This is a genomic window from Sphingobium chlorophenolicum, assembly GCF_000722875.1.
GTDB classification, from domain to species: Bacteria; Pseudomonadota; Alphaproteobacteria; order Sphingomonadales; family Sphingomonadaceae; genus Sphingobium; species Sphingobium chlorophenolicum.
Map to the genome: position 1 here is coordinate 33,512 of NZ_JFHR01000012.1, position 20,994 is coordinate 54,505.

Annotated in this window: 22 protein-coding genes; 11 read left to right on the top strand and 11 right to left on the bottom strand. The window is 65.6% G+C overall.

Annotated features, from left to right (window positions below; genetic code table 11):
- Window positions 1-42 precede the first annotated feature (42 nt).
- From BV95_RS07265 to BV95_RS07275, 3 genes are all read left to right on the top strand, one after another.
- A complete protein-coding gene (locus BV95_RS07265) occupies window positions 43-2,202 on the top strand; it encodes a type I secretion system permease/ATPase (protein ID WP_037449389.1) in 2,160 nt (719 codons plus the stop codon).
- A 179-nt stretch (window positions 2,203-2,381) separates the two neighbouring features.
- Window positions 2,382-3,281, top strand: coding sequence for a cell wall hydrolase (locus BV95_RS07270; protein WP_051749650.1), 900 nt, complete (start codon window positions 2,382-2,384; stop codon window positions 3,279-3,281).
- The gene (locus tag BV95_RS07275) at window positions 3,278-4,552 is read left to right on the top strand and encodes an HlyD family type I secretion periplasmic adaptor subunit (protein WP_037449391.1); all 1,275 of its coding nucleotides are present in this window, start codon (window positions 3,278-3,280) and stop codon (window positions 4,550-4,552) included. Before BV95_RS07270 ends, BV95_RS07275 begins: the two co-directional genes overlap by 4 nt.
- A 106-nt stretch (window positions 4,553-4,658) precedes the next feature.
- On the opposite strand, the gene BV95_RS07280 is transcribed toward BV95_RS07275, so the two are convergent.
- From BV95_RS07280 to BV95_RS07290, 3 genes are all read right to left on the bottom strand, one after another.
- Complete coding sequence (locus tag BV95_RS07280) at window positions 4,659-5,720, bottom strand: transglutaminase-like cysteine peptidase (RefSeq protein ID WP_037449394.1); 1,062 nt, start codon at window positions 5,718-5,720, stop codon at window positions 4,659-4,661.
- Between the two features lie 99 nt (window positions 5,721-5,819).
- Window positions 5,820-7,796: a DNA topoisomerase IV subunit B gene (parE, locus tag BV95_RS07285; protein WP_037449396.1), complete on the bottom strand. Its 1,977-nt coding sequence runs from the start codon at window positions 7,794-7,796 to the stop codon at window positions 5,820-5,822.
- 47 nt (window positions 7,797-7,843) lie between these two features.
- On the bottom strand, window positions 7,844-8,281 hold the full coding sequence (locus tag BV95_RS07290) for a MarR family winged helix-turn-helix transcriptional regulator (RefSeq protein WP_013846350.1): 438 nt from the start codon (window positions 8,279-8,281) through the stop codon (window positions 7,844-7,846).
- A gap of 134 nt (window positions 8,282-8,415) precedes the next feature.
- Between BV95_RS07290 and BV95_RS07295 the strand changes: the two genes are divergently transcribed.
- Window positions 8,416-8,841: an organic hydroperoxide resistance protein gene (locus BV95_RS07295; RefSeq protein ID WP_037449399.1), complete on the top strand. Its 426-nt coding sequence runs from the start codon at window positions 8,416-8,418 to the stop codon at window positions 8,839-8,841.
- 84 nt (window positions 8,842-8,925) lie between these two features.
- Here BV95_RS07295 and BV95_RS07300 read toward each other — a convergent pair whose 3' ends face one another.
- The gene (locus BV95_RS07300) at window positions 8,926-9,597 is read right to left on the bottom strand and encodes a GcrA family cell cycle regulator (protein ID WP_037449402.1); all 672 of its coding nucleotides are present in this window, start codon (window positions 9,595-9,597) and stop codon (window positions 8,926-8,928) included.
- 118 nt (window positions 9,598-9,715) lie between these two features.
- On the opposite strand from BV95_RS07300, the gene BV95_RS07305 reads away from it, so the two are divergent.
- Window positions 9,716-10,564: an ABC transporter permease gene (locus BV95_RS07305; RefSeq protein WP_013846353.1), complete on the top strand. Its 849-nt coding sequence runs from the start codon at window positions 9,716-9,718 to the stop codon at window positions 10,562-10,564.
- A 108-nt stretch (window positions 10,565-10,672) separates the two neighbouring features.
- Here the strand turns inward: BV95_RS07305 and BV95_RS24720 are convergent, their stop codons facing one another.
- Together BV95_RS24720 and BV95_RS07310 are read right to left on the bottom strand one after the other, a co-directional pair.
- A complete protein-coding gene (locus BV95_RS24720; RefSeq protein ID WP_255265411.1) occupies window positions 10,673-10,798 on the bottom strand; it encodes a hypothetical protein in 126 nt (41 codons plus the stop codon).
- A complete protein-coding gene (locus BV95_RS07310) occupies window positions 10,798-12,117 on the bottom strand; it encodes a UDP-glucose dehydrogenase family protein (RefSeq protein WP_037449405.1) in 1,320 nt (439 codons plus the stop codon). Before BV95_RS07310 ends, BV95_RS24720 begins: the two co-directional genes overlap by 1 nt.
- A 157-nt stretch (window positions 12,118-12,274) precedes the next feature.
- Between BV95_RS07310 and wecB the strand changes: the two genes are divergently transcribed.
- The 4 genes from wecB (at window position 12,275) to BV95_RS07330 (ending at window position 17,825) form a co-directional block, all read left to right on the top strand.
- Window positions 12,275-13,414 carry a non-hydrolyzing UDP-N-acetylglucosamine 2-epimerase gene (gene wecB, locus BV95_RS07315; protein WP_037449408.1) on the top strand — a complete coding sequence of 380 codons (1,140 nt, stop codon included), beginning with the start codon at window positions 12,275-12,277 and terminating at the stop codon, window positions 13,412-13,414.
- 186 nt (window positions 13,415-13,600) lie between these two features.
- Window positions 13,601-14,911, top strand: coding sequence for a UDP-N-acetyl-D-mannosamine dehydrogenase (wecC, locus tag BV95_RS07320; protein WP_037449411.1), 1,311 nt, complete (start codon window positions 13,601-13,603; stop codon window positions 14,909-14,911).
- A gap of 110 nt (window positions 14,912-15,021) precedes the next feature.
- On the top strand, window positions 15,022-15,732 hold the full coding sequence (locus BV95_RS07325) for a polysaccharide biosynthesis/export family protein (RefSeq protein WP_037449414.1): 711 nt from the start codon (window positions 15,022-15,024) through the stop codon (window positions 15,730-15,732).
- Window positions 15,732-17,825, top strand: coding sequence for a GumC family protein (locus BV95_RS07330; protein ID WP_037449416.1), 2,094 nt, complete (start codon window positions 15,732-15,734; stop codon window positions 17,823-17,825). The genes BV95_RS07325 and BV95_RS07330 overlap by 1 nt, the downstream gene beginning before the upstream one ends.
- 167 nt (window positions 17,826-17,992) lie before the next feature.
- Here BV95_RS07330 and BV95_RS23475 read toward each other — a convergent pair whose 3' ends face one another.
- The 3 genes from BV95_RS23475 to BV95_RS07340 all read right to left on the bottom strand — a co-directional run bounded on the left by BV95_RS23475 (window position 17,993) and on the right by BV95_RS07340 (window position 18,777).
- On the bottom strand, window positions 17,993-18,202 hold the full coding sequence (locus BV95_RS23475) for a hypothetical protein (protein ID WP_156028609.1): 210 nt from the start codon (window positions 18,200-18,202) through the stop codon (window positions 17,993-17,995).
- A gap of 75 nt (window positions 18,203-18,277) precedes the next feature.
- Window positions 18,278-18,487: a hypothetical protein gene (locus tag BV95_RS07335; RefSeq protein ID WP_037449419.1), complete on the bottom strand. Its 210-nt coding sequence runs from the start codon at window positions 18,485-18,487 to the stop codon at window positions 18,278-18,280.
- A gap of 77 nt (window positions 18,488-18,564) precedes the next feature.
- Window positions 18,565-18,777, bottom strand: a complete 213-nt coding sequence (locus tag BV95_RS07340; protein ID WP_037449422.1) for a hypothetical protein — start codon at window positions 18,775-18,777, stop codon at window positions 18,565-18,567.
- A 65-nt stretch (window positions 18,778-18,842) separates the two neighbouring features.
- Between BV95_RS07340 and BV95_RS23480 the strand changes: the two genes are divergently transcribed.
- Complete coding sequence (locus BV95_RS23480; protein WP_156028610.1) at window positions 18,843-19,172, top strand: hypothetical protein; 330 nt, start codon at window positions 18,843-18,845, stop codon at window positions 19,170-19,172.
- Window positions 19,173-19,212: 40 nt separating this feature from the next.
- Here BV95_RS23480 and purQ read toward each other — a convergent pair whose 3' ends face one another.
- Together purQ and purS are read right to left on the bottom strand one after the other, a co-directional pair.
- Window positions 19,213-19,887, bottom strand: a complete 675-nt coding sequence (gene purQ, locus BV95_RS07345) for a phosphoribosylformylglycinamidine synthase subunit PurQ (RefSeq protein ID WP_037449427.1) — start codon at window positions 19,885-19,887, stop codon at window positions 19,213-19,215.
- 3 nt (window positions 19,888-19,890) lie between these two features.
- Window positions 19,891-20,121, bottom strand: coding sequence for a phosphoribosylformylglycinamidine synthase subunit PurS (gene purS, locus BV95_RS07350; RefSeq protein ID WP_007682101.1), 231 nt, complete (start codon window positions 20,119-20,121; stop codon window positions 19,891-19,893).
- Window positions 20,122-20,230: 109 nt separating this feature from the next.
- Here purS and BV95_RS07355 point away from each other — a divergent pair, with 109 nt between their 5' ends.
- Window positions 20,231-20,983, top strand: a complete 753-nt coding sequence (locus tag BV95_RS07355) for a sulfite exporter TauE/SafE family protein (RefSeq protein ID WP_037449430.1) — start codon at window positions 20,231-20,233, stop codon at window positions 20,981-20,983.
- The last annotated feature ends 11 nt before the right edge of the window (window positions 20,984-20,994 follow it).

The following is a 20,994-nucleotide window of genomic DNA, read 5'->3' on the forward strand; positions in this document are numbered from 1 at the left end:
GGGGGTCATCCCGGCGCAAGCCGGGATGGCGCGGGGTAAACAATGTTGGAACGAAGCACACTCAGTCTGGCCGAATGGCTGGACCAACAAGGCACGCCCGGCGACGAGCTGGTTGAGAGCATCGCCCATGCGGCGCGGCATTTCGACCGCTCGCCGGGGATCGTCAGCCTTCGCGCCGGTCTTGCCGTCGATGAGTCCGGGCGCTTGCCCTTTCATCAGGCGGAATCCGCGCTCGACCAGATCGGCCTCTTGAGCGATCATGTCCGGGGGCGGCTGGACAAATGGCGGCCAGGCAACCTGCCCGCCATCCTGCCGCTGCGTGGGGGCCGCTTCCTGCTGCTGATGGACATCAAGGCGGGCGACGCGCTGGTCCAGCTTCCCCATGCGAACGAAGCCGTCTGGGCGCCGCTCAGCGATTTCGAAGGCTATTTCACCGGCGAGGCGCTGGTGGTCATGGCCGATCATGGCCGCGAACGGGCGGAGGAACGCCCCTGGGACGAACGCGCCCGCCAGCACTGGTTCTGGCGCGAAGTGTGGCGCGCCCGCGGCGGCTTCGGCTATGTGATGCTGGCCGCGGCGATCATCAACCTGCTCGCCTTCGCGCTGCCGTTGTTCACGATGAACGTCTATGACCGGATCATCCCGAACAAGGCGGCGTCCAGCCTCTGGGTGCTGGGCGTCGGCGTCATGTTGGCCTTCAGCCTGGACTTCGCGCTGCGCATCGCCCGTTCAAGGCTGGTGGACGAGGCCGGTCGCGAAATCGACGAGCGCCTGTCGCAACGCCTGTTCGAAAAGGTTCTGAACACGCCGCTGGCAAGCCGTTCCGGCAGTACCGGGGCGCTGGCGCGGCGGGTGTCGGAATTCGAATCCGTGCGCGAATTCTTCACCTCGACCACCGTGGTGCTGGTGGTGGACATCGCCTTCCTCTTCTTCTTCGTCGCGATCATCGCGCTTCTGGGGGGCTGGCTGGCCATCGTACCGGTCGTCATGATGGGGATCATGGCGAGCGCGGGCTGGTTCCTGCAACGGTCGATGGCCCGCCTGTCGCGTGACGCGCAGGCGGATTCCAGCCTGCAAAGCGCGGCGCTGGTGGAGGCCATAGGCGGCATAGAGACGCTGAAGGCCTGCCGCGCCGAGGGGCGGATGCTGGAACGCTGGCGCCGTTACGCCCGGATGAGCGCGGCGACCCAGGAAAAGCTGCGCAGGCTCTCCTCCAAGAGCGTCACGCTGGCGGCCCTGTGCCAGCAGGTGACGAGCATCGCGCTGGTCATCGGCGGCTTCTACATGTTCGCGGCAGGCAATATTTCGATGGGCGCGATCATCGCCATCGTCATGCTGGCCGGGCGCTCGCTTGCGCCGGTCGGGCAGCTTGCCTTCGTGATCGTGCGGGCGCGGCAGGCGATGACGACGCTGGACAGCCTGCAAACGCTGATCGATCAGCCCGACGAACGGCTGGACGGGGCGCGGGGCATCATCCCCAAGATCCGCAAGGGCGCCATCGTCGCGCAGGGTCTGGAATTCGCCTACCCCGGCGCCAGCCAGCCCAGCCTGAAGGGCATCGACCTGCGCATCGAGCCGGGCGAGCGCATCGGCATCATCGGCCGGGTCGCGTCCGGCAAGTCGACGCTGGGCCGGGTGATCTGCGGCCTTTATCCGCCCACCGGGGGCCTGCTGACCGTCGATGACGTCGACAGCCGCCAATATCATCCGCATGAACTGCGCTCCGCCTTCCGCTATGTCGGGCAGGACGCCGAATTGTTCAGCGGTTCGGTGCGCGAAAACCTGCTGCTGGGCGCCCGCGAAGCCAGCGACGAAAAGCTGCTGGATGCGTTGGAGCGTTCCGGCGCGTCCCGCTTCTTCGGGCGCGACGCGGCGGGCTTCGACCTGCATATCGGCGAGCGCGGCAGCCGCCTTTCCGGTGGGCAGCGCAGCTTTCTGGTCATGGCGCGGGCGCTGGTGGAACCGGCGAAGCTGCTCTTCCTGGACGAGCCGACCGGCGCGATGGACAATCAGACCGAGAATCTCTTCATCGACCATCTCGAAAAGGCGCTGGAGCCGGACCAGACGCTGATCGTGTCGACCCACCGCCATGCGCTGCTGCGGATTGTGGACCGGCTGATCGTGATCGATCAGGGCGTGGTGCTGGCCGATGGCCCGCGTGACGAGATTATCGGTCAGCTCCAGCGGGGGGCCGGACAATGAGCGCGATAAAGGCTCCCCTCTTGACGGAACGTGCTCCGGCGAAGGCCGGAGCCCAATTCAGACGGCGGAACTGGGTTCCTGCCTTCGCAGGAACACGGGGCGTTGCGGCTATCGGCTTTGCATTAGCCGCCACGGCTGCTCTGGCCGCACTCTGGCACCACGACCAACCCCAGCCCGTCATGCAGGCCAAGATCACCGAATCCGCACCTGCTATCCCCCGTCAATATCTGGCGCTGGTCCAGATGACGGAGCAAACTGCCCCAGAGGCCGAAGGCGACAAGGCCCGCGAGGAAAACCAGCGTCTCGGCTTCTCCGGCGCCATCGCCTCCGCCAAGCCCTTCCGCGCGATCGCCGCCGCAGGCGAGGACCATGACCGCGCTCTCCAATGCCTGACCCAGGCCGTTTATTATGAAGCCGCCCGCGAACCCGAAAGCGGCCAGCGCGCCGTCGCGCAGGTGGTGCTGAACCGCGTCCGCCACCCCGCCTTCGCCAAGACGGTGTGCGGCGTCGTCTATCAGCGCTTCGACGCGTCGGTCTGCCAGTTCAGCTTCGTCTGCGACGGTTCGATGGCCCGCCGCCCGCTACCCGACCTCTGGGCCAGGGCGAAACGGATCGCCGCCGATGCCTTGACCGGCCGGGTCGAAAGGCAAGTCGGCACCGCCACCCATTATCATGCCGATTATGTGTTCCCGCGCTGGGCCCCGCATCTGGCGAAGCTGGCGCAGATCGGCGCGCATATCTTCTACCGCTGGCCGGGCGGCTGGGGCATGCCGGGGGCGTTCACCGGCCGCTATGCGGGCGGCGAGCATATCCCCGCCTTCGATCCGTCGCGCTTCGCCGCGGCGGCCGAACCGGCCATCGACTATCCGCCCGTCGCGGCCCTGCCCGAACGGCGGGCGGCGAACGATGTCGGCGGCCGCATGGACCCGACCAAGGGTTGGAAGCTCTCCATCCCAGATCCTCAGACAAGCGGCGGCGCGCTGGGCGACATGCTCGCCCGCCAACAGAAAGGTGAATCGAGGACTGGGCCGGTCACACTGGCGGCGGACGACCATCATATCCAAGGGGTGCAACCATGATTTCGCGCTGGATCAACTGGCTGCGGGGGCAACCGGGCAACAAGCAGGTCATTCTCTACAGCGGCGGCGGCATGCTGGTCTTCCTGATGTGGGCCAGCCTCGCCCCGGTGGACGAGGTGACGCACGGGCAGGGCCGGGTGATCCCGTCCAGCAAGGCGCAGGTCATCCAGTCCGCCGAACCGACCACCATAGAGGAAATCCTCGTTCGGTCCGGGCAGAAGGTAAGCAAGGGCCAACTTCTGGTGCGGCTGGACGATGCGATGCTGGCGTCCGAACTGGGCCAGATTCAGGCGGAAACGCGTTCCCTGACCGCCCGCGCCGGGCGTCTGGAACGGGAAGGCACGGGCGAAGGCGCGGCCTGCACGACCGGCGGGCCGGAATGCGCGCTGGAACAGGCGCTGGCCGCCGTCCGCCAGTCGGCGCTGCGCAGCAAGCAGGATGCGCTCTCCGCTCAGGTCGACCAGCGCCGCCGCGAACTGGGTGAGGCGCAAGCGACCATCGACAGCCTGGGCGGCAGCGTGCAGCTTGCGCGCCAGCGGGTCGCGATGCTGGAGCCGCTCGCTGCCAAATCCATCATCCCGCAGACCGAATTGCTGGACGCCCGCCGCGATCTGGTGGACGCGCAAGGCCGCCTGAATGCTGCGCAGCAGCAGGCCTCCCGCGCCTCCGCCGCGATCCGCGAGGCGCAGGCGCAGCAGTCTGAAGCGAATTTCCAGTTCCGTCAGGACGCGCTCAACGAGCGTAGCCAGTTGGAGGCGAAGATCGCCGTCAACAGCGAGTCTCTTCGGGGTGCAAAGGGACGGGCGCAGCGGGCGGAGATCCGCTCGCCCGTCGACGGCGTGGTGAACGACGTGCAGGTGACGACCATCGGCGGCTATGTCAGTCCGGGGCAGAAGATCATGCAGATCGTCCCCGTCGGCGAAAAACTGCTGGTGGAGGCGCGGGTGAAGCCCAACGACATCGCCTTCATCAAGACCGGCGACCGCGCCGTGGTGAAGGTGACGGCCTATGACTTCTCCATCTATGGCGGCCTGACCGGCACGGTGCAGCAGGTTTCCGCCGACAGCGTCTATGACGAGGCGACCCGCGAAGCCTATTTCACCGTGGTGGTGGAAACCGACCGCGCCTGGCTCGGTTCAGGCGCGCACAAGCTGCCGATCACGCCCGGCATGGTGTGCGATGTGGAGATCATGACCGGTCGCAAGTCGGTGCTGGCCTATCTGCTGAAACCCATCATGAAGGCCCGCTCGGAAGCGTTGCGGGAACGGTAAGCCTTCCGCGCACATAAAATGTGCTCCTGCGAAGGCAGGAGCCCAGTTCTGCCATCCGAGCTAGGCTCCTGCCTACGCAGGAGCACGATTCACCAGGAAGGTTTGTTCACCGCGCCGCGAATTGCACCTTCGCCGGCGTCGTTACCCGATAGCCGTGAGTCCACCGCCCAAAGGCGTTGAAGCTCATGATCGGCCGGTAATCGCTGACGCTGGACGAGGGCAGCACCCGGTCGGTCATATTGTCCAGAATCATCAATTCCCCGCCGATCCGCACCGCCAGCACGGCGTGATCAGCCTGCCTCACCAGATCGCGGGCGATGACCAGGAACATGGCGTGCCGGTCGAAACCGGCTGCTTCCAGCAGCTTCATCTTGGCGATGGCATAATCTTCGCAATCGCCGACGCCATTTTGCAGCGTCCGCGCCGCCGACGCCCAGTTATCGCCGCCCTGCCGGTCGTCCACGAAGCGCAGCCGCCCGTTGACCCAGCTATTGATCATTTCGACCTGCTGCTGCGCCGCCGATCCCCGCGCCGCGTTCAGGACGCCGCTCCAGATCCCCTTGCCGGGCAGCCCCGCCGAAACGGAAGCCCATTTGCCGTCCAGCAGCGTCCGGGAAATCGGCATGGCGACCGATCCGAACACATCGGGTTGCCCGCTGCGCGGCGGTATGACCTGGCCCGAAAGGGCGGGAACCGGGCGAGCCGGCATGACGAAGGCGCTCGCCTGCGGAAGCGCGCCAGCCGTGGGGGGTGAAAGGAAGCCCCGCATGAAGGTCGGCACCAGTTCGGGCTGGCGATAGCTCACCACGGAAAGCTGGACGCCCTGCAACCGCCAGCCGGGCAATTTGCCGCTGAAATCGTTGATGCGCCGGTCGTTGACGATCGCATCCGGAGCGGCCGGTTGCGCGATCCAGGGCGCCGGATTGACCGCGCCGCCCTGCTGCGCGCTGATCGCCGCCAGACGGCTCATGCCGCCTGCGAGAAGATTGGCGGAAACCCGGTCGGCGGGCGTGTAGGCGACGCGGCCCTGACCGAAGGCCTCCGGGAATGCCCCCAGCGGAGCCTGAGCCAAGGCATGGCTGCCTGCCGTCGCCAGCAGTAGCGCAGGGGCGGCGCGAAGCGCGATGCGGCAAAGGGCCGGGCGGGAGGACGGGACGAAGCCTGACATGCTTGCCCGTATCGCGCCGAAAATTGAACATCCGGTGCCCCGCGCTGGTTAACGCCGCGGTAGGCAAAAAATTGCCGGCCATTTGCCGCCCGGCAATTTTCAGGCGTCGATCGCCTCCTCATCCACCGTCGCCGCATTTTCCTGAATGAAGGCGAAGCGATGCGCCGGATTGGTGCCCATCAGCCGTTCGACCAGTTCACGCACCTGCTGCCGGTCCTCGATATCGTCGGGCAGGGTCACGCGGATGAGGCTGCGGGTCTTGGGGTCCATCGTCGTTTCGCGCAACTGGCCCGGATTCATCTCGCCCAGCCCCTTGAAGCGGCTGACCTCGACCTTCTTGCCCTTGAATTCCTTGCGCAGGATTTCTTCGCGATGGGCATCGTCCTTCGCGTAGAGGCTCTTGCCTCCGGCAACGAGGCGATAGAGCGGCGGCTGCGCCAGATAGAGGTGCCCGCGCCGCACCAGTTCCGGCATCTCCTGAAAGAAGAATGTCATCAGCAGCGTCGCGATATGCGCGCCGTCGACGTCGGCGTCGGTCATGATGACGATGCGTTCGTAGCGTAGATGATCGGGGTTGCAGTCCTTGCGCGTGCCGCAGCCCAGCGCCAGGATCATGTCGGCAATTTCCTGATTGGCCAGGATCTTGGCGGTGTTGGCCGACGCGACGTTCAATATCTTGCCGCGCAGGGGCAGGATCGCCTGCGTCTTGCGGTCCCGCGCCTGCTTGGCCGATCCGCCCGCCGAGTCCCCCTCGACCAGGAAAATCTCCGCGCCTTCCGGATCGTCGTTGGAACAGTCGGTCAGCTTGCCCGGCAAGCGTAGCTTGCGCGAGTTGGTCGCGGTCTTGCGCTTGACCTCTTTCTCCTGCTTGCGTTTTAGCCGCTCGTCCATCCGGTCGAGCACATAGGCGAGCAGCGCCTTGCCGCGTTCCATATGGTCGGACAGATAATGGTCGAAATGGTCGCGCACCGCATTTTCGACCAGCCGCGCCGCCTCCGGGCTGGTCAGCCGGTCCTTCGTCTGGCTTTGGAACTGCGGGTCGCGGATGAAGACCGACAGCATGATCTCCGAAGAGGTCACGATGTCGTCTGCGGTGATGTCCTTCGCTTTCTTCTGCCCCACCAGTTCGCCAAAGGCGCGGATGCCCTTCACCAAAGCGGCGCGCAGGCCGGTCTCATGCGTGCCGCCGTCGGGCGTCGGGATGGTGTTGCAATACCAGCTATAGCTACCGTCCGACCAGAGCGGCCAGGCGACGGCCCACTCCACCCGCCCCGCGGCATCGGGAAAATCCTGCGATCCGGAGAAGAAGGCGCTGGTCGCGCATTCCCGGTCGCCCACCTGTTCCTTCAGATGATCCGCCAGGCCGCCGGGAAACTGGAACACCGCCTCGGCCGGGGTGTCGTCGGCGATCAGTTCGGGCGCGCATTTCCACCGGATTTCCACGCCCGCGAACAGATAGGCCTTGGACCGCGCCAGCCGGTAGAGGCGGGACGGCTTGAACTTCTGCTCCCCGAAAATCTCCGTGTCGGGGATGAAACTGACCGACGTGCCGCGCCGGTTGGGCGCCGCGCCGACCTTCTCCAGCCCGCTGCTGGGCAGGCCCTGCGTGAAGCTCTGGCGGAACAATTCCTTGTTGCGCGCCACCTCGACCACCGTGTTGATCGACAGCGCATTGACCACGCTGATGCCGACGCCGTGCAGGCCGCCCGATGTCGCATAAGCCTTGTCGCTGAACTTGCCGCCCGAATGCAGCGTGGTCAGGATCACCTCCAGCGCTGACTTGCCCGGAAATTTGGGATGCGGATCGACGGGGATGCCGCGCCCATTGTCCGTGATGGTCAGCCTGTTGCCCGGCTCCAGCAGCACTTCGATCCGCGTGGCGTGGCCCGCCACGGCTTCATCCATGCTGTTGTCCAGCACTTCGCTGGCCAGATGGTGCAGCGCCCGCTCGTCCGTGCCGCCGATATACATGCCGGGGCGGCGGCGCACCGGCTCCAGCCCCTCCAGCACTTCAATGGCGGAGGCGTCATATTGCGCGGCGGTGGAGGAATTTGCGGCGAACAGGTCTTCGGACATGGGCACAAGCTATAAGCAGGCAGGCGGCGGGCGCAAGCACGCGTTGGTCAGGAGGTCGGCTCCCGCAACGCGCTCCATAACTGCTTCACCTGCCCGTTGAGGTCGGCCAGTCGCGCTCCGTCCATGCCCGACCGTTCCAGCAGCGCCTCGCCCAGGCATCCGCATTCCTCCCGCATGGCCGCTCCGCGTTCCGTCAGGCGCACATCGACGCGCCGCTCGTCGGCCGCGCTGCGGGCGCGGGTCAGGAAGCCCCCCGCCTCCAGCCGCTTGACCAGCGGCGTCACCGTGCTGGATTCGAGCGACAGCCGCTCCGCGATCTGGCCGATGGTGCGGCCGTCCTGCTCCCACAGGGCGTGCAGCACCAGATATTGCGGATAGGTGATGCCCAGCCGATCCAGCATCGGCTTGTAGGCGCGGCTAATGGCCATGCTGGCGGCATAGAGAGAGAAGCAGAGTTGGTCGTCGAGCGGAAGGGCGGCGGACATGATCGGTCTCCTTTGCGGCTTTCATAGCACGAAAATAGATATCGCGATAAATAAATGCTGGACAAGGGGCCGCGACTCGCATATTTAATGTTTATCGCGATAATGATTATCGCGGACTATAAAGGAGCAAGCCCATGTCCATCGATGTGAAATATGTCACCCGCGCCACGGCCACCGGCGGCCGCGACGGCGAAGCCCGCACGGAAGACGGCCGTTTCGCCGCGAAGCTGTCCACCCCCAAGGAACTGGGCGGCCCCGGCGGCGACGGCACCAACCCCGAACAGCTTTTCGCATCGGGCTATTCGGCCTGTTTCATCGGCGCGCTCAAGGTCGCGGGCGGCCAGTTGAAGATCCGCGTGCCGCAGGATGTCAGCGTCACCGCGACGGTCGGGATCGGCCCGCGTTCGGCGGGCGGCTTCGGCCTCACCGCCGATCTGGAAATCAGCCTGCCGGGCGTTGAACGCGCCGACGCGGAAAAGCTGGTCGAGGCGGCGCACCAGATCTGCCCCTATTCCAACGCCACCCGCAATAACCTCGACGTCGGGCTGACCATCGCCTGATCTTGGCGCCTGATCCCGGCAGAAACCAATGAAAAAGGGCCGCTCCCGGCGGGAGCGGCCCTTTTTCATGCCGAAATCAGGCGATCAGCGGACCCGCGGCCCGCCGAAGGGCAGGGGCGGCGGCGGACGGCGCGTGCCGCGCGGCAACTGCGCCTGATAGGCGCGGCCGCAATGCTCGACGCAATAGGGGAAGCCGGGATTCACCGCTTCGCCGCAGAAATGGAAGTCCGGTTCGCCCGGATGGCCCATCGGCCATTTGCAGATGCGCTCTGTCAGGTCCAGCAGCGACGTCTTGCCCGCGATTTCCGGGCTGGGCTTGGCCGGCACCAGGCGGCGCGGCGGGGCAGGGGGGATCGGCGCCTGCTGGTCGCCCGGCCCCTGACGCAGGAAGCCGCCGGGGCCGACGGAGATGATGCGCGGCTGTGGCTTTGGCGCTTCCGTTTCCGCTGCGGCCGCAACCGGAGCAGGGGCGGGCGCGGCGGGGGGCACGGTCCGGACCGGCGAAGCATGCTGCGCCGGAGCGGCTGGTTTTGGAGCTTCCGCCTCAGGCGCGGGCTTGCGCGGGGGCGGGGCGGCCTTTTTCGGCGCTTCGTTGGCTTTCACCGGGGAAGGACGCGATTGCAGGCCCAGGCGGTGCGCCTTGCCGATCACGGCGTTGCGGCTGACCCCGCCCAGTTCGTCCGCGATCTGGCTGGCGGTCAGGCCCCGTTCCCACATTGCCTTGAGCTGGTCGATGCGCTCGTCGGTCCAGGACAATGAATGACTCCTCAAAATCTCAAATTCGCGCCCTATATGGGGCGCGCAGGCGCGGGGTTCAATTTCCCGCGCATAACGCCCTTGCGGCACAACCCCTCAGCCGATAGTCGATCCGACCATGAACGACCAGTCCAAAATTGCTGCCTCCCCGTCGCACCGGCCGCCTTTCCATGAACCGGGCGAGCTGGTCATCCGCAACGTCAACTGGGCGGGCACCCGCGCCCTCTACCGGAAGGAAATCCGGCGCTTCATGAAGGTGCAGCTCCAGACCATATGGGCGCCCGCCGTGACGACGCTGATGTTCCTGGTCATCTTCACCCTGGCGCTGGGCGGCGCCAATCGGCATGTGCTGGGCGTGCCCTTCGCCGATTTCATCGCGCCGGGCCTGATGATCATGGGCATGATGAACAACGCCTTCGCCAACAGCAGCTTCTCCCTGCTGGCGGGCAAGATGCAGGGCACGCTGATCGATTATCTGATGCCGCCGTTGTCGGTCGGGGAATTGCTGCTGGCGCTGGTGGGCGCGGCGGTGACGCGGGCCTTCTGCGTCGGGCTGGCGCTATGGGCGGCCATGGCGCTGTGGCCGGGCGTGCACGTCACCCCGGCGCATCCCTGGGCCATCCTCTGGTTCGGGCTGATGGGCGCGGGGCTGACCGCCTTCATCGGCGTGCTGACATCCATCTGGGCGGAAAAGTTCGACCATGCCGCCGCCATCTCCAATTTCGTGATCGGGCCGATGACGTTGCTGTCGGGCACCTTCTATTCCATCGACCGGCTGGCGCCTGCCTTCCGCGCCATCAGCCACGCCAACCCCTTCTTCTACGCCATTTCCGGCTTCCGCTACGGCTTCGTCGCGGCGGCAGACGGCGATGTGGTGGTGGGCAGCCTGGTGCTGCTGGGCCTGAATATCGCGCTGGGCCTGTTCTGCTATGCGCTGCTCAAGCGGGGATGGAAGCTTAAGGCCTGATCAGGGTGAGCATAGGGATGAGCATAAGATAACGTGCTCCTGCGAAGGCAGGAGCCCAGTTCCGACTTCCGATCTGGGTTCCCGCCTGCGCAGGAGCACGGTGCTATATCAGCTCAACCCCGCAATCACCGGCACGACCAGCATGATCGCCACCAAAGCAGCCGTCGCCATCGCCCAATGATGCAGCCGGGGCAGGGCGCGTCCGTCGCGCCCTCCCTCTGGTTTCAGCAGCATCAGACGTTGACGCCCTTGCCCCCGACCCGAGTCAGCGAAAAGCCCGCCGCCTCCGCCTCCCGCCGCGGATAGATGTTGCGCAGGTCGACCAGCACCGCCCCGTTCATCGAAGCCGCCAGCCGTTTCAGGTCCAGCGCCCGGAACGCGTCCCATTCCGTCACCAGCACCAGCGCGTCGGCCCCGGTCGCCGCCTCATAGGCGTCCTTCGCCATGCTCACGCCCGGCATCAGCGGCGCGGCGACCTCCATGCCTTCGGGATCATAGGCGACGATCCTCGCCCCCGCATCCTCCAGCGCCTGGACGATGGCCAGGCTGGGCGCGTCGCGCATGTCGTCGGTATTGGGCTTGAAGGTCAGGCCCAGCAGCGCGACCGTCTTGCCCCGCGCCTCGCCGCCCAGCGCCTTCACGATCTTGCGCCCCATGGCCCGTTTGCGCAGGTCGTTCACCTGCACGACGGTCTCCACGATGCGGATCGGCGTGTCGTAATCCTGCCCGGTCTTCACCAGCGCCAGCGTATCCTTCGGGAAGCACGACCCGCCATAACCCGGCCCGGCATGCAGGAATTTCGACCCGATCCGGTTGTCCAGGCCAATGCCCCGCGACACGTCCTGCACCTCCGCCCCGACGGCTTCGCACAGGTCCGCCATTTCGTTGATGAAGGTGATCTTGGTCGCCAGGAAGGCGTTGGCGGCATATTTGATCAGTTCCGCTGTCCGCCGCCCGGTGAACATGACCGGCGCCTGGTTCAGGTTCAGCGGGCGATAGACCTGCGCCATCACGTCCATGGCGCGCTCACTGCCGGTGGTGCCCACGACCACCCGGTCCGGCCGCTTGAAATCCCCGATGGCCGCGCCCTCACGCAGGAATTCGGGGTTGGACACGACCTGGATGTCCAGATCGGGCCGCGCTTCCCGCACGATCCGCTCCACTTCGTCGCCGGTGCCGACCGGGACGGTGGACTTGGTGACGATCACTGTCGGCCCGTCCAGCGATTCCGCGATTTCCTTCGCCGCCGCATAGACATAGCTCAGGTCCGCATGCCCGTCGCCGCGCCGCGAAGGCGTGCCCACGGCGATGAAGATCGCGTCCGCGCCCTTCACGCCTTCCGCCAGATCGGTGGTGAAGGTCAGCCGCCCCGCCGCCGCATTGCTGCCCACCAGATGGTCCAGACCCGGCTCGAAAATCGGCATGCGCCCGGATTCGATGGCGGCGATCTTGCCCGCATCCTTGTCCACGCACACCACGTCATGGCCGAAATCCGCAAAGCAGGCCCCTGACACCAGCCCGACATAGCCCGTGCCGATCATCGTGATCTTCATAAAATAACGCAGCCCTCGATTGGGAAGATGGTTTAGCTGGCCTCTAGCATAGCTGTCCGCCAATGCGAAAGCGGGCGTCGGGATTACCCATGTTCAGGGGATGGTTACCATTTTCTGCCAAGGCCTTATCCGAAAGACGGCTTGCAAAGGACGGCAAATGAAGGTTGCGCTGGTGTTCGGGACGCGCCCCGAAGCGATCAAGCTGTTTCCGGTGATTCACGCGCTGCGGGCGCGGGAGGATGTGGAAACCCGCCTGATCGTAACCGCGCAGCATCGCGGCCTGCTGGACCAGGTGCTGGAGATCGCGGGAATCGCTCCGGACATCGACCTGGACGTGATGACGCCGAACCAGACGCTGGACGGCCTGACGGCGAAGCTGATCGTGGAACTGGGCAAGGCCTTCGACGCGGAGAAGCCCGACCGCGTGGTCGTCCATGGCGATACCCTTACCACCATGGTCGCCAGCCTTGCCGCCTATTACCGCAAGATTCCCGTCGCCCATGTCGAGGCGGGCCTGCGCAGCGGCGACATCCATCACCCCTGGCCGGAGGAGGTGAACCGCCGCGTCGTCGCCTGCATCGCCGACATGAACTTCGCCCCGACGCAGGCCGCCGCCGACGCGCTGCTGGCCGAAAGTCGCGACCCGGCGACCATCCACGTCACCGGCAACACCGTGATCGACGCGCTGCTTGCCACCCGCCGGCGCGTGCTGGCCGAACCCGGCCTCGCGTCCGGCCTTGACGATCTGGCCCGGCGCTTCGCGGGCAAGCGCATCGTCGCCGTCACCAGCCACCGGCGGGAGAATTTCGGCGGCGGCATGGAGGCGATCGCCCGCTCCATCGCTGACATAGCGGAGCGCCCGGACGTGGCGGCGATCTTCCCGGTCCATCCCAACCCCCATGTCCGCCCGGTCATGGACGCGGTGCTGGGCGGCCTGCCCAATGTCGCGATGATCGAGCCGCTGGATTATCCCCATTTCGTCCGCCTGCTGGACCTCTGCCACCTCGTCCTCACCGACAGCGGCGGCGTGCAGGAGGAAGCGCCCTCGCTCGGAAAGCCCGTGCTGGTGATGCGCGAGACGACCGAACGTCCCGAAGGCGTGACGGCTGGCACGGCGAAACTGGTGGGCACCGACCGCGCAAAGATCGTCCAGTCGGTCTTCGCTCTGCTGGATGACGAAGCCGCCTACGCCGCCATGTCTCGCGCCCATAACCCCTTTGGGGACGGCCACGCGGCAGAGCGCATCGCCGACATCATCGCCGCCAGTGCGCGGGCCGATATGAACGAGGCGGCCTGAGTTCGAACCCGTCATGCTGAACTTGTTTCAGCATCCATTTCTCCTCCCGCTCCGCAGCCTGTGGGGGCACGATAGATGCTGAAACAAGTTCAGCATGACGAATTGGGGACAGGCAGTCCGTTACCGAAATCTTCAGCATTTCCCGTCACAAAGCGAGGCCAATCATCGGCTTCCCAGGACTCCTCAATGCCCCTCGAAAAGCTCCAGCAGAAGGTATCCGTCATCGGCCTGGGCTATATCGGCCTGCCGACCGCTGCCCTGATCGCTCGCGGCGGCGCGCAGGTGGTGGGCGTCGACGTCAGCGCCCATGTGGTGGAGACGGTCAATAGCGGCCGCGTCCATATCGAGGAAGTCGACCTTGACGGCCTCGTTCAGGGTGTCGTCTCCCGCGGCAACCTGCGCGCCAGCTTGACGGTCGAGCCAAGCGACGTCTTCATCATCGCCGTCCCCACCCCGGTCGCCGAAGACCGCGCCCCGGACATCAGCCATGTCCTGAAGGCCGCCCGCACCGTCGCTCAAGTCCTGAAGTCCGGCGACACGGTGATCCTCGAATCCACCTCACCGGTCGGCACCACCGAAGCCATGCGCGACCTCTTCGCGCAACTCCGCCCTGACCTGAAGATGCCCGAACCCGGCGTGGCGGGCGACATCGCCATCGCATATTGCCCCGAACGCGTCCTTCCCGGCCGCATCCTGGTCGAACTGATCGACAATGACCGTTGCATCGGCGGCATCACCCCGCGCTGCGCCCGCAAGGCGCTGGGCTTCTACCGCCAGTTCGTGCGCGGCGCCTGCATCACCACCTCCGCCCGCGCCGCCGAAATGGTGAAGCTGGTCGAAAACAGCTTCCGCGACGTCAACATCGCCTTTGCCAACGAACTGTCCGTCATCGCGGAACGCATGGACATAGACGTGTGGGAAGTCATCCGCCTCGCCAACCGTCACCCCCGCGTCAACATCCTCCAGCCCGGCCCCGGCGTCGGCGGTCACTGCATCGCGGTCGATCCCTGGTTCATCGTCCATGGCGACCCGGAAAACAGCCGCCTCATCCGCACCGCCCGCGAAGTCAATGACGGCAAGACCGACTATGTCGTCGCGAAAGCCTCCGACCTGATCGACGAATATCCGGGACAGCAGATCGCCTGCCTCGGCCTCGCCTTCAAACCCAATATCGACGATTTCCGCGAAAGCCCCGCCGTGAAGGTCGCCGCCCGCCTCGCCAAGCGCTATGGCCGCCGCATCAAATTGGTCGAACCCTATGCCCACGACCTGCCGATGGAATTCGCCGGAACCGGGGCCGACCTGATCGATCTCGATACGGCTCTGGAACAATGCGGCGTTTTCGTCATTCTTGTCGATCATGATGTCTTCAAATCCGTTCCGGTGGACGAACGCGCCGACAAGGCGGTCTACGACACCCGCGGCGTCTGGCCGGATCAGCCCCGGCGACCAAGTGCCGGTCAGACTGCCCCGGATCAGGCCCGGATCGCCATCTGATCGGCGGCGCGGGCGAGCGCATGGTTGCCATGTCCCCGCCGCGCCGTTAACCCCGCCCGCAACGGCATGCTTCCTGCGTGCCGATTAAATTGCGGGGATTTTCCAGCGGCATGAACCGGCCCACCGACAGCAAGAGCCAGGCGCTGGTCATGGCCCTGGCCTGCGCGCTGCTCGGCGCCTGCTCGACCGTGGAGGATGCGCCAAGGGGGGAGGGCGCCTATGCCGCCATCCCGCCCGCTCCGGCCGTTGGCGTCGATTACCGCATATCCCCCGACGATATATTGCGCATCCAGGTCTATCATGAACCCGGCCTGTCGCTGGAGGACGCGCAGGTGACGGCGGCGGGCATGGTGCGCATGCCGCTGATCGGCGACGTCTCCATCGCGGGCCTTTCCGCGAGCGAGGCTTCTGACGTCATCGCAGGCCGTCTGGGTGACCGCTACCTTGTCTCCCCGCAGGTGACGGTGTTCGTCAAGAAGGCGGTGGGCCGCCGCATCACCGTGGACGGCGAAGTCCGCGAACCGGGCCTGTTCCCCCTCGACGGCCGCCTCGGCCTGCAACAGGCGGTCGCCCTCGCCAAGGGGCCAACCCGTCTCGCCAGCCTCAGCCGGATCGTCGTGGTCCGCCAGTCGGACGGCCAGCGCAAGGCGGCGATGTTCGACCTCGGCGCGATTCGGAAGGGGCAGGCGCCCGATCCTGAAATCCTGCCCGGCGACACGATCATCGTCGGCCTGTCGCGGGCCAAGGCGATATTGGGCGGCGCGCTGCTCGCCCTGCCAGCGGTCGGCGCGGGCTTCGTCGCGCTGGATGGGGGACTCTGATGGCGGGGCCGGGCCTGCTGATCGACGCCGCGATGGAGGGCCGCCCTGCGCGCTTCGCCGCCGCCGCGAACGGCGCATGGACGGCGGTGCGGCGGCATCGCATCATCCTGTTCGTCACCATGGCGCTTTGCGTGCTGGCGGGCGTGATCTTCATCCTGCTCTCCACCCCCGATTATCGGGCGACCGCCTCGGTCGAGGTGGAGGACGTCCCCGCCGGGGCCGCTGGCGCTGCCGCCGCGCAAAGGCCGGCGACCCCATCCGACAATGAATCGCTGATGCAGACCGAACTGGAAGTGCTGCGCAGCCGTGCCCTGGCGGAGGATGTGGCCCGCGAACTGGCGCTGGTCGGCAGCCGCACCTTCTTCGACGGCATGGACGTCCGCCGCCCGGACCGGGGGACAGGCTCGCTCAGTCAGCGACAGGTCGAAACCGAAATGGTTGTGAACCTGCTGCGCGACAATCTGCACGTCGAACTGCCGGGCAAGTCCCGCGTCATCCGCATCGGCTTCACCAGCGCCAACGCCGTGCTGTCGGCGCGGGTCGCTAACAGCTATGCCGACAGCCTGATCCGCGCCGATCTGAAACGCGGCTTCGAATCCGGCGTTCAGGCCCGCCGCTTCCTGCTGGGCGAACTGGACGGGGCGCGCAAGGATCTGGAACGGGCGGAGCGCGATCTGGCGGTCTATGCCGCCAACACCGGGGCGGTAGCGCCGCCGGAATCGAACGATGGCGAAAGCGCCCCGCCCGAAGGCACCACCGCGACCCGGCTGGCGCAGCTCAACGCCTTCCGCGCTCAGGCCACGGCGGACCGCATCGCCGCGCAGAAACGCTGGGAAAGCGCCCGCCTGTCCAGCGTCGAAACCCTGCCCGAAGTGCTGAACAACGGCGCGATGCAGCAGATCATGACGGAACGGGCGCAGGCGCGGGCGCAGGTCGTGCAGGAACGGCAGTTCCGCAAGGACGCCCACCCCGAAATGCGCGAAGCCCGCGCCCGGCTGGCCGCGCTGGACGATCAAGCGGAGGGGATGGCGAACACCATCCGCGCCTCGCTCAAGGAACAGTTCGACGTCGCCGTCCATGGCGAAAGGCAGATCCAGTCCGAAATCGCCAAGGTCGAGCGGCAGGCCCAGGCCGAACGCGGGCGCGGCGTACAGATGAGCATATTGGAGCGCCAGGTCGACACCTATCGCCTGCTGCACGACAGCTTGCTCCAGCGCTATCGCGACATGGCTTCCCAGGCGGGCTTCCAGGCGGGCCGCATCCAGCCGCTGGACCGGGCGGCGGTGCCATCGCGTCCATCCTCGCCCAATATCGGTGTCACCATGCTGTTCGCGTCATTGGGCGGGCTGCTCCTCGGCCTGATGGCGGTGGCCGGACGGCATATTTTCGATGACGCGGTGACCTCCGCCGACACGCTGGCGGAACGGGTGAACCTGCCGCTGCTCGGCGCGGTCCCGGCGGGCGAGAAACCGGCGGCGGAGATTTTCGCGCCCATGGCCTCCTCGCTGCTGCTGGGGTCGGCGGCGGGTCTGCCGCGCTCGATCCTCGTCACCAGCGCGCAGGAGGGGGAGGGGAAGTCCTCGACCCTACATGCCTTGGCGAAAGCGCTGGCGAAACTCGACAAGCGGGTTCTGGTGATCGACGCCGACATGCGGCGGCCCAAGCAGCACAGCCTGTTCGGCATCTCGCCCACCCGCGGCATCAGCGAACTGATGACGGGGCAGGCGAAGATGGACGAGGTCATCGTCGACAGCGGCGTGGCGGGCGTGTCCCTGCTCCCCTGCGGCGCGATCCCGCCCAGCCCGGCCGAACTGTTGGTCACGCCCGCGATGGACTCCCTGCTGGCGACCGTGCGCGAACGCTATGACACGGTGCTGATCGACGCCCCGCCGGTGCTGGGCCTGTCCGACGCTTGCCTGCTCGCGAGCAAGGCGCAGGTGACGCTGCTGGTGGTTGAATGGGGCCGCAACCACCATGGCGGCCTGCGCGTGGCGGTCGACCGGCTGCGGCGGGCAGGCGGCGCGATTATCGGCGCGATCCTCACCAAACAGGAAGGCCGCCCCTTCGAATATGACTATCACCGGGGCGGTTAGGCGTCCCTCGACCTCCCTCCGTCATTCCCGCGAAAGCGGGAATCCATCTCCCAACCTTTGTGCTTGAGGCAACGTGAAGAGATAGATTCCCACTTTCGCGGGAATGACGAAGATGGGTGGCTAGCGGTCGGTCGGGTTTCAAACTTCAGATCGCCGAAGCAGACCACTTAATTTGCGCTCCAAATGCTGGTCGCAGCCGAACCAAAAATCGCCGCCATGGCAGCATAAAAAATGACTGCCAGCCAAAATCTAAATGGCTCGCTTCGTCGCGTATGAGTAACGCCTTGATAAGTGGTGACGCCATTTTTCAAGGCGCGCACGAGTGCCCAGCAAAGCCCCACTGCCGCAAATAAAAAGAAGCTGGCCAATCCCGTCACGATGCGCCCTACTCCCTGTCGGCATGTCTGGTGTCGAGCATATGATCTGTGTTCGGGGAAGGCTACTTCTGATCGTTACTGCCTTGCCTTGCGACGACGGAAAAATCCTAACTGAACGGTCACTTGTCCCCAATAGGCGAGGATCACCCCGAACAGCAGCCTTCGATAATCGGGTTGGACCAAGCCTGTCGCTTCCATCGCCACGAAGGCCATGCCAAACCAGACCGCAAAAAAAGCAATCCAGAGGTGAGTGACGCTAAACAGGGCGTCGAAAAGGCGTTTCATACTCACTGTCTAGCATGGAATTGAATGTCCGCTATGGAGATCAGTATATCTCAATACGAAAGAACACAAATGGTCGGCTAACGGCGGTGAACCGATGGCGCGAACCTAAGCAGGATCAATCCAATCAATATCAACAGGCCTATGACCTGCTTCTCGTAGCCTGCGAATACGCCCCATCCTGCGTACTTACTGGCCAGGGTGATAAGAAGAACCGTTACGAAAACGCCTGCGATGATTCGCTCGCGCAAATTTGGAGGGCGGGGTTTCCATTCGTATTCTGCGTCGCTCATGATCGTGAATTTGCAGCGATGTGCTGGCGGCGGCAACGTCTAATCCTATTGTCGGCTTCTAAGAAATGACTGCGGTACGTTTGAACGGCAAAAAATGGTCGTTTTCAGACTCTCCTTTCAATCATCCGGCCCTGAGCCTGAATGATTGCCTGAGCATCAGGCGTAACCCAATGGCCACAGCTTTCTCCAAAAACATCCTATTTCTCCAACAAGCCACAATATCGCCTGTCCTATTCCACGCCAGCCAGCCTATCCCGCATCCCTCTTTGAAACGTCCGACCAATCGCCCCACCACGCATATGCGCGCCCAGGCACGCGCGCGCATACACTGTGAACTTCGGGGTGAAACGCTCGATGGAAAACAGGAAAAAGGCCAGAAAACCGCAGTTTCCTGACCTTCCATAACCTCAGCAATGTCGCCTGCTCCAGCGCCTCTCAGGCCCGCGCCAGCAGCCCTTCGACCAGCCCCTCGAACAGCCGCCGGCCATCGGTCGCGCCATGCGCCGCTTCGATCACGCGCTCCGGATGCGGCATCATGCCCAGTACATTGCCGGCTTCGTTCAATATGCCTGCGATGTTCCGCGCCGACCCGTTGACGCTCTCCGCATAGCGCAGCGCCACCCGGCCTTCGCCTTCCAGCCGGTCCAGCGTCGCCGCATCGGCGAAATAATTGCCGTCATGATGCGCCACCGGAAAGCTGATCGCTTCGCCCGCCTCATAGCGGCTGGTGAAGGCGCTCTGCGCATTCTCGACCGTCAGCGCGACGTCGCGGCACACGAAATGTCCACCCGCATTGCGCAGCAGCGCGCCGGGCAGCAGACCGCTCTCGGTCAGCACCTGGAAACCGTTGCAGATGCCGAGCACATAGGCGCCCCGGTCAGCCGCCTTCGCCACCGCCTGCATCACCGGCGAACGGGCCGCCATCGCGCCGGAGCGCAGATAGTCCCCATAGGAAAAGCCGCCCGGCACCCCGATCAGGTCTATATCGTCCGGCAGTTCGGTATCGCGGTGCCAGACCATGGCGGGCTTCGCGCCGGTCGCCGCCTCGAACGCCACGGCGAGGTCGCGGTCGCAATTGCTGCCGGGGAAGACGATGACGGCGCTCTTCATGGCTCAGGCCTTTTCGATGCGGTAGTTTTCGATCACCGTGTTCGCCAGCAGCTTGCGGCACATGGCGTCGATATCCTCGTCGCTGGTGCCGTCCGCCAGGTCCAGCTCAATAAGCTTGCCTGCGCGCACGTCATTGACCCCGCCAAAGCCAAGGCCTTCCAGCGCGTGGTGGATCGCCTTGCCCTGCGGATCGAGGACACCGCCCTTTAGGGTGACGAAGATGCGGGCTTTCATGGGGCAGGGAACTCCGTAATCAGGCTTTCGCGCACCCCCTAATCCCGTCGGCTCCCGCAGGCAAGGCATTATGCTTTCCTGATCGGTGGCGTTGCTTTAGGCGGGCGCCATGAATCAGGAATATCTTTATTATGCGTGCGCCATCGCGGCCGTGATCCTGTCCGGCCTCGCCAAGGGCGGGTTCGCCGGGGTGGGGGCGCTGGCCATGCCGATCATGGCGCTGGGCGTGGACCCGGTGAAGGGGGCGGCGATCCTGCTGCCCATCCTGATCCTGCAGGACGCGGTCAGCGTCTGGTCGTTCCGCCATAGCTGGGACCGGCATATAGCGAAGGTCATGCTGCCGGGAATGGCGATGGGGGTCGCCATCGGCTATGTCTTCGCGGCCCAGGTTTCCGAAGTCGCGGTGCTGGGCGTGCTGGGCCTGATTTCGGCGCTGTTCGGCCTGCAACGGCTCTGGGTGGAGCGTGGCGGCGCGATGGTGCTGCCGTCCAATTCGCCAAGCTGGATCGGCGTGCTGTTCGGCATGGCGAGCGGCTTCACCAGCCAGATCGCCCATGCGGGGTCGCCGCCCTTCCAGATGTGGGTGCTGCCCAAGCGCCTGCCTCGCGATATGCTGGTCGGGACGACGGCAGTCACCTTCGCCACGATGAACTGGATGAAGGTGCCCGCCTATGCCGCGCTGGGGCAGTTCACCCGGACCAACCTGCTGGCGACCGCGACGCTGATTCCCGTCGCCGTCGCGGCGACCTTGGCGGGCGTGGTGCTGGTGAAGCGGGTGGATGCGGCGCGTTTCTACACGCTCATCTACGTGCTGATGGTGCTGCTGGGCATCAAGCTGCTGGTGGACGCGCTGCTCGCCTGAGCAGCGCGCCG

Excerpts from the sequence above, each read along its gene's own strand:
- BV95_RS07325 (WP_037449414.1), top strand. The coding sequence starts at position 15,022 with ATGAACCGGCCCACCGACAGCAAGAGCCAGGCGCTGGTCATGGCCCTG.
- BV95_RS07340 (WP_037449422.1), bottom strand. The coding sequence starts at position 18,777 with ATGAGCGACGCAGAATACGAATGGAAACCCCGCCCTCCAAATTTGCGC.
- BV95_RS07290 (WP_013846350.1), bottom strand. The coding sequence starts at position 8,281 with ATGTCCGCCGCCCTTCCGCTCGACGACCAACTCTGCTTCTCTCTCTAT.
- BV95_RS07335 (WP_037449419.1), bottom strand. The coding sequence starts at position 18,487 with ATGAAACGCCTTTTCGACGCCCTGTTTAGCGTCACTCACCTCTGGATT.
- wecC (WP_037449411.1), top strand. The coding sequence starts at position 13,601 with ATGCCCCTCGAAAAGCTCCAGCAGAAGGTATCCGTCATCGGCCTGGGC.
- BV95_RS07355 (WP_037449430.1), top strand. The coding sequence starts at position 20,231 with ATGAATCAGGAATATCTTTATTATGCGTGCGCCATCGCGGCCGTGATC.
- BV95_RS07305 (WP_013846353.1), top strand. The coding sequence starts at position 9,716 with ATGAACGACCAGTCCAAAATTGCTGCCTCCCCGTCGCACCGGCCGCCT.
- purS (WP_007682101.1), bottom strand. The coding sequence starts at position 20,121 with ATGAAAGCCCGCATCTTCGTCACCCTAAAGGGCGGTGTCCTCGATCCG.
- wecB (WP_037449408.1), top strand. The coding sequence starts at position 12,275 with ATGAAGGTTGCGCTGGTGTTCGGGACGCGCCCCGAAGCGATCAAGCTG.
- purQ (WP_037449427.1), bottom strand. The coding sequence starts at position 19,887 with ATGAAGAGCGCCGTCATCGTCTTCCCCGGCAGCAATTGCGACCGCGAC.
- BV95_RS07265 (WP_037449389.1), top strand. The coding sequence starts at position 43 with ATGTTGGAACGAAGCACACTCAGTCTGGCCGAATGGCTGGACCAACAA.
- BV95_RS23480 (WP_156028610.1), top strand. The coding sequence starts at position 18,843 with ATGACTGCGGTACGTTTGAACGGCAAAAAATGGTCGTTTTCAGACTCT.
- BV95_RS07295 (WP_037449399.1), top strand. The coding sequence starts at position 8,416 with ATGTCCATCGATGTGAAATATGTCACCCGCGCCACGGCCACCGGCGGC.
- BV95_RS07310 (WP_037449405.1), bottom strand. The coding sequence starts at position 12,117 with ATGAAGATCACGATGATCGGCACGGGCTATGTCGGGCTGGTGTCAGGG.
- BV95_RS07270 (WP_051749650.1), top strand. The coding sequence starts at position 2,382 with ATGCAGGCCAAGATCACCGAATCCGCACCTGCTATCCCCCGTCAATAT.
- parE (WP_037449396.1), bottom strand. The coding sequence starts at position 7,796 with ATGTCCGAAGACCTGTTCGCCGCAAATTCCTCCACCGCCGCGCAATAT.
- BV95_RS24720 (WP_255265411.1), bottom strand. The coding sequence starts at position 10,798 with ATGCTGCTGAAACCAGAGGGAGGGCGCGACGGACGCGCCCTGCCCCGG.
- BV95_RS07330 (WP_037449416.1), top strand. The coding sequence starts at position 15,732 with ATGGCGGGGCCGGGCCTGCTGATCGACGCCGCGATGGAGGGCCGCCCT.
- BV95_RS07275 (WP_037449391.1), top strand. The coding sequence starts at position 3,278 with ATGATTTCGCGCTGGATCAACTGGCTGCGGGGGCAACCGGGCAACAAG.
- BV95_RS07280 (WP_037449394.1), bottom strand. The coding sequence starts at position 5,720 with ATGTCAGGCTTCGTCCCGTCCTCCCGCCCGGCCCTTTGCCGCATCGCG.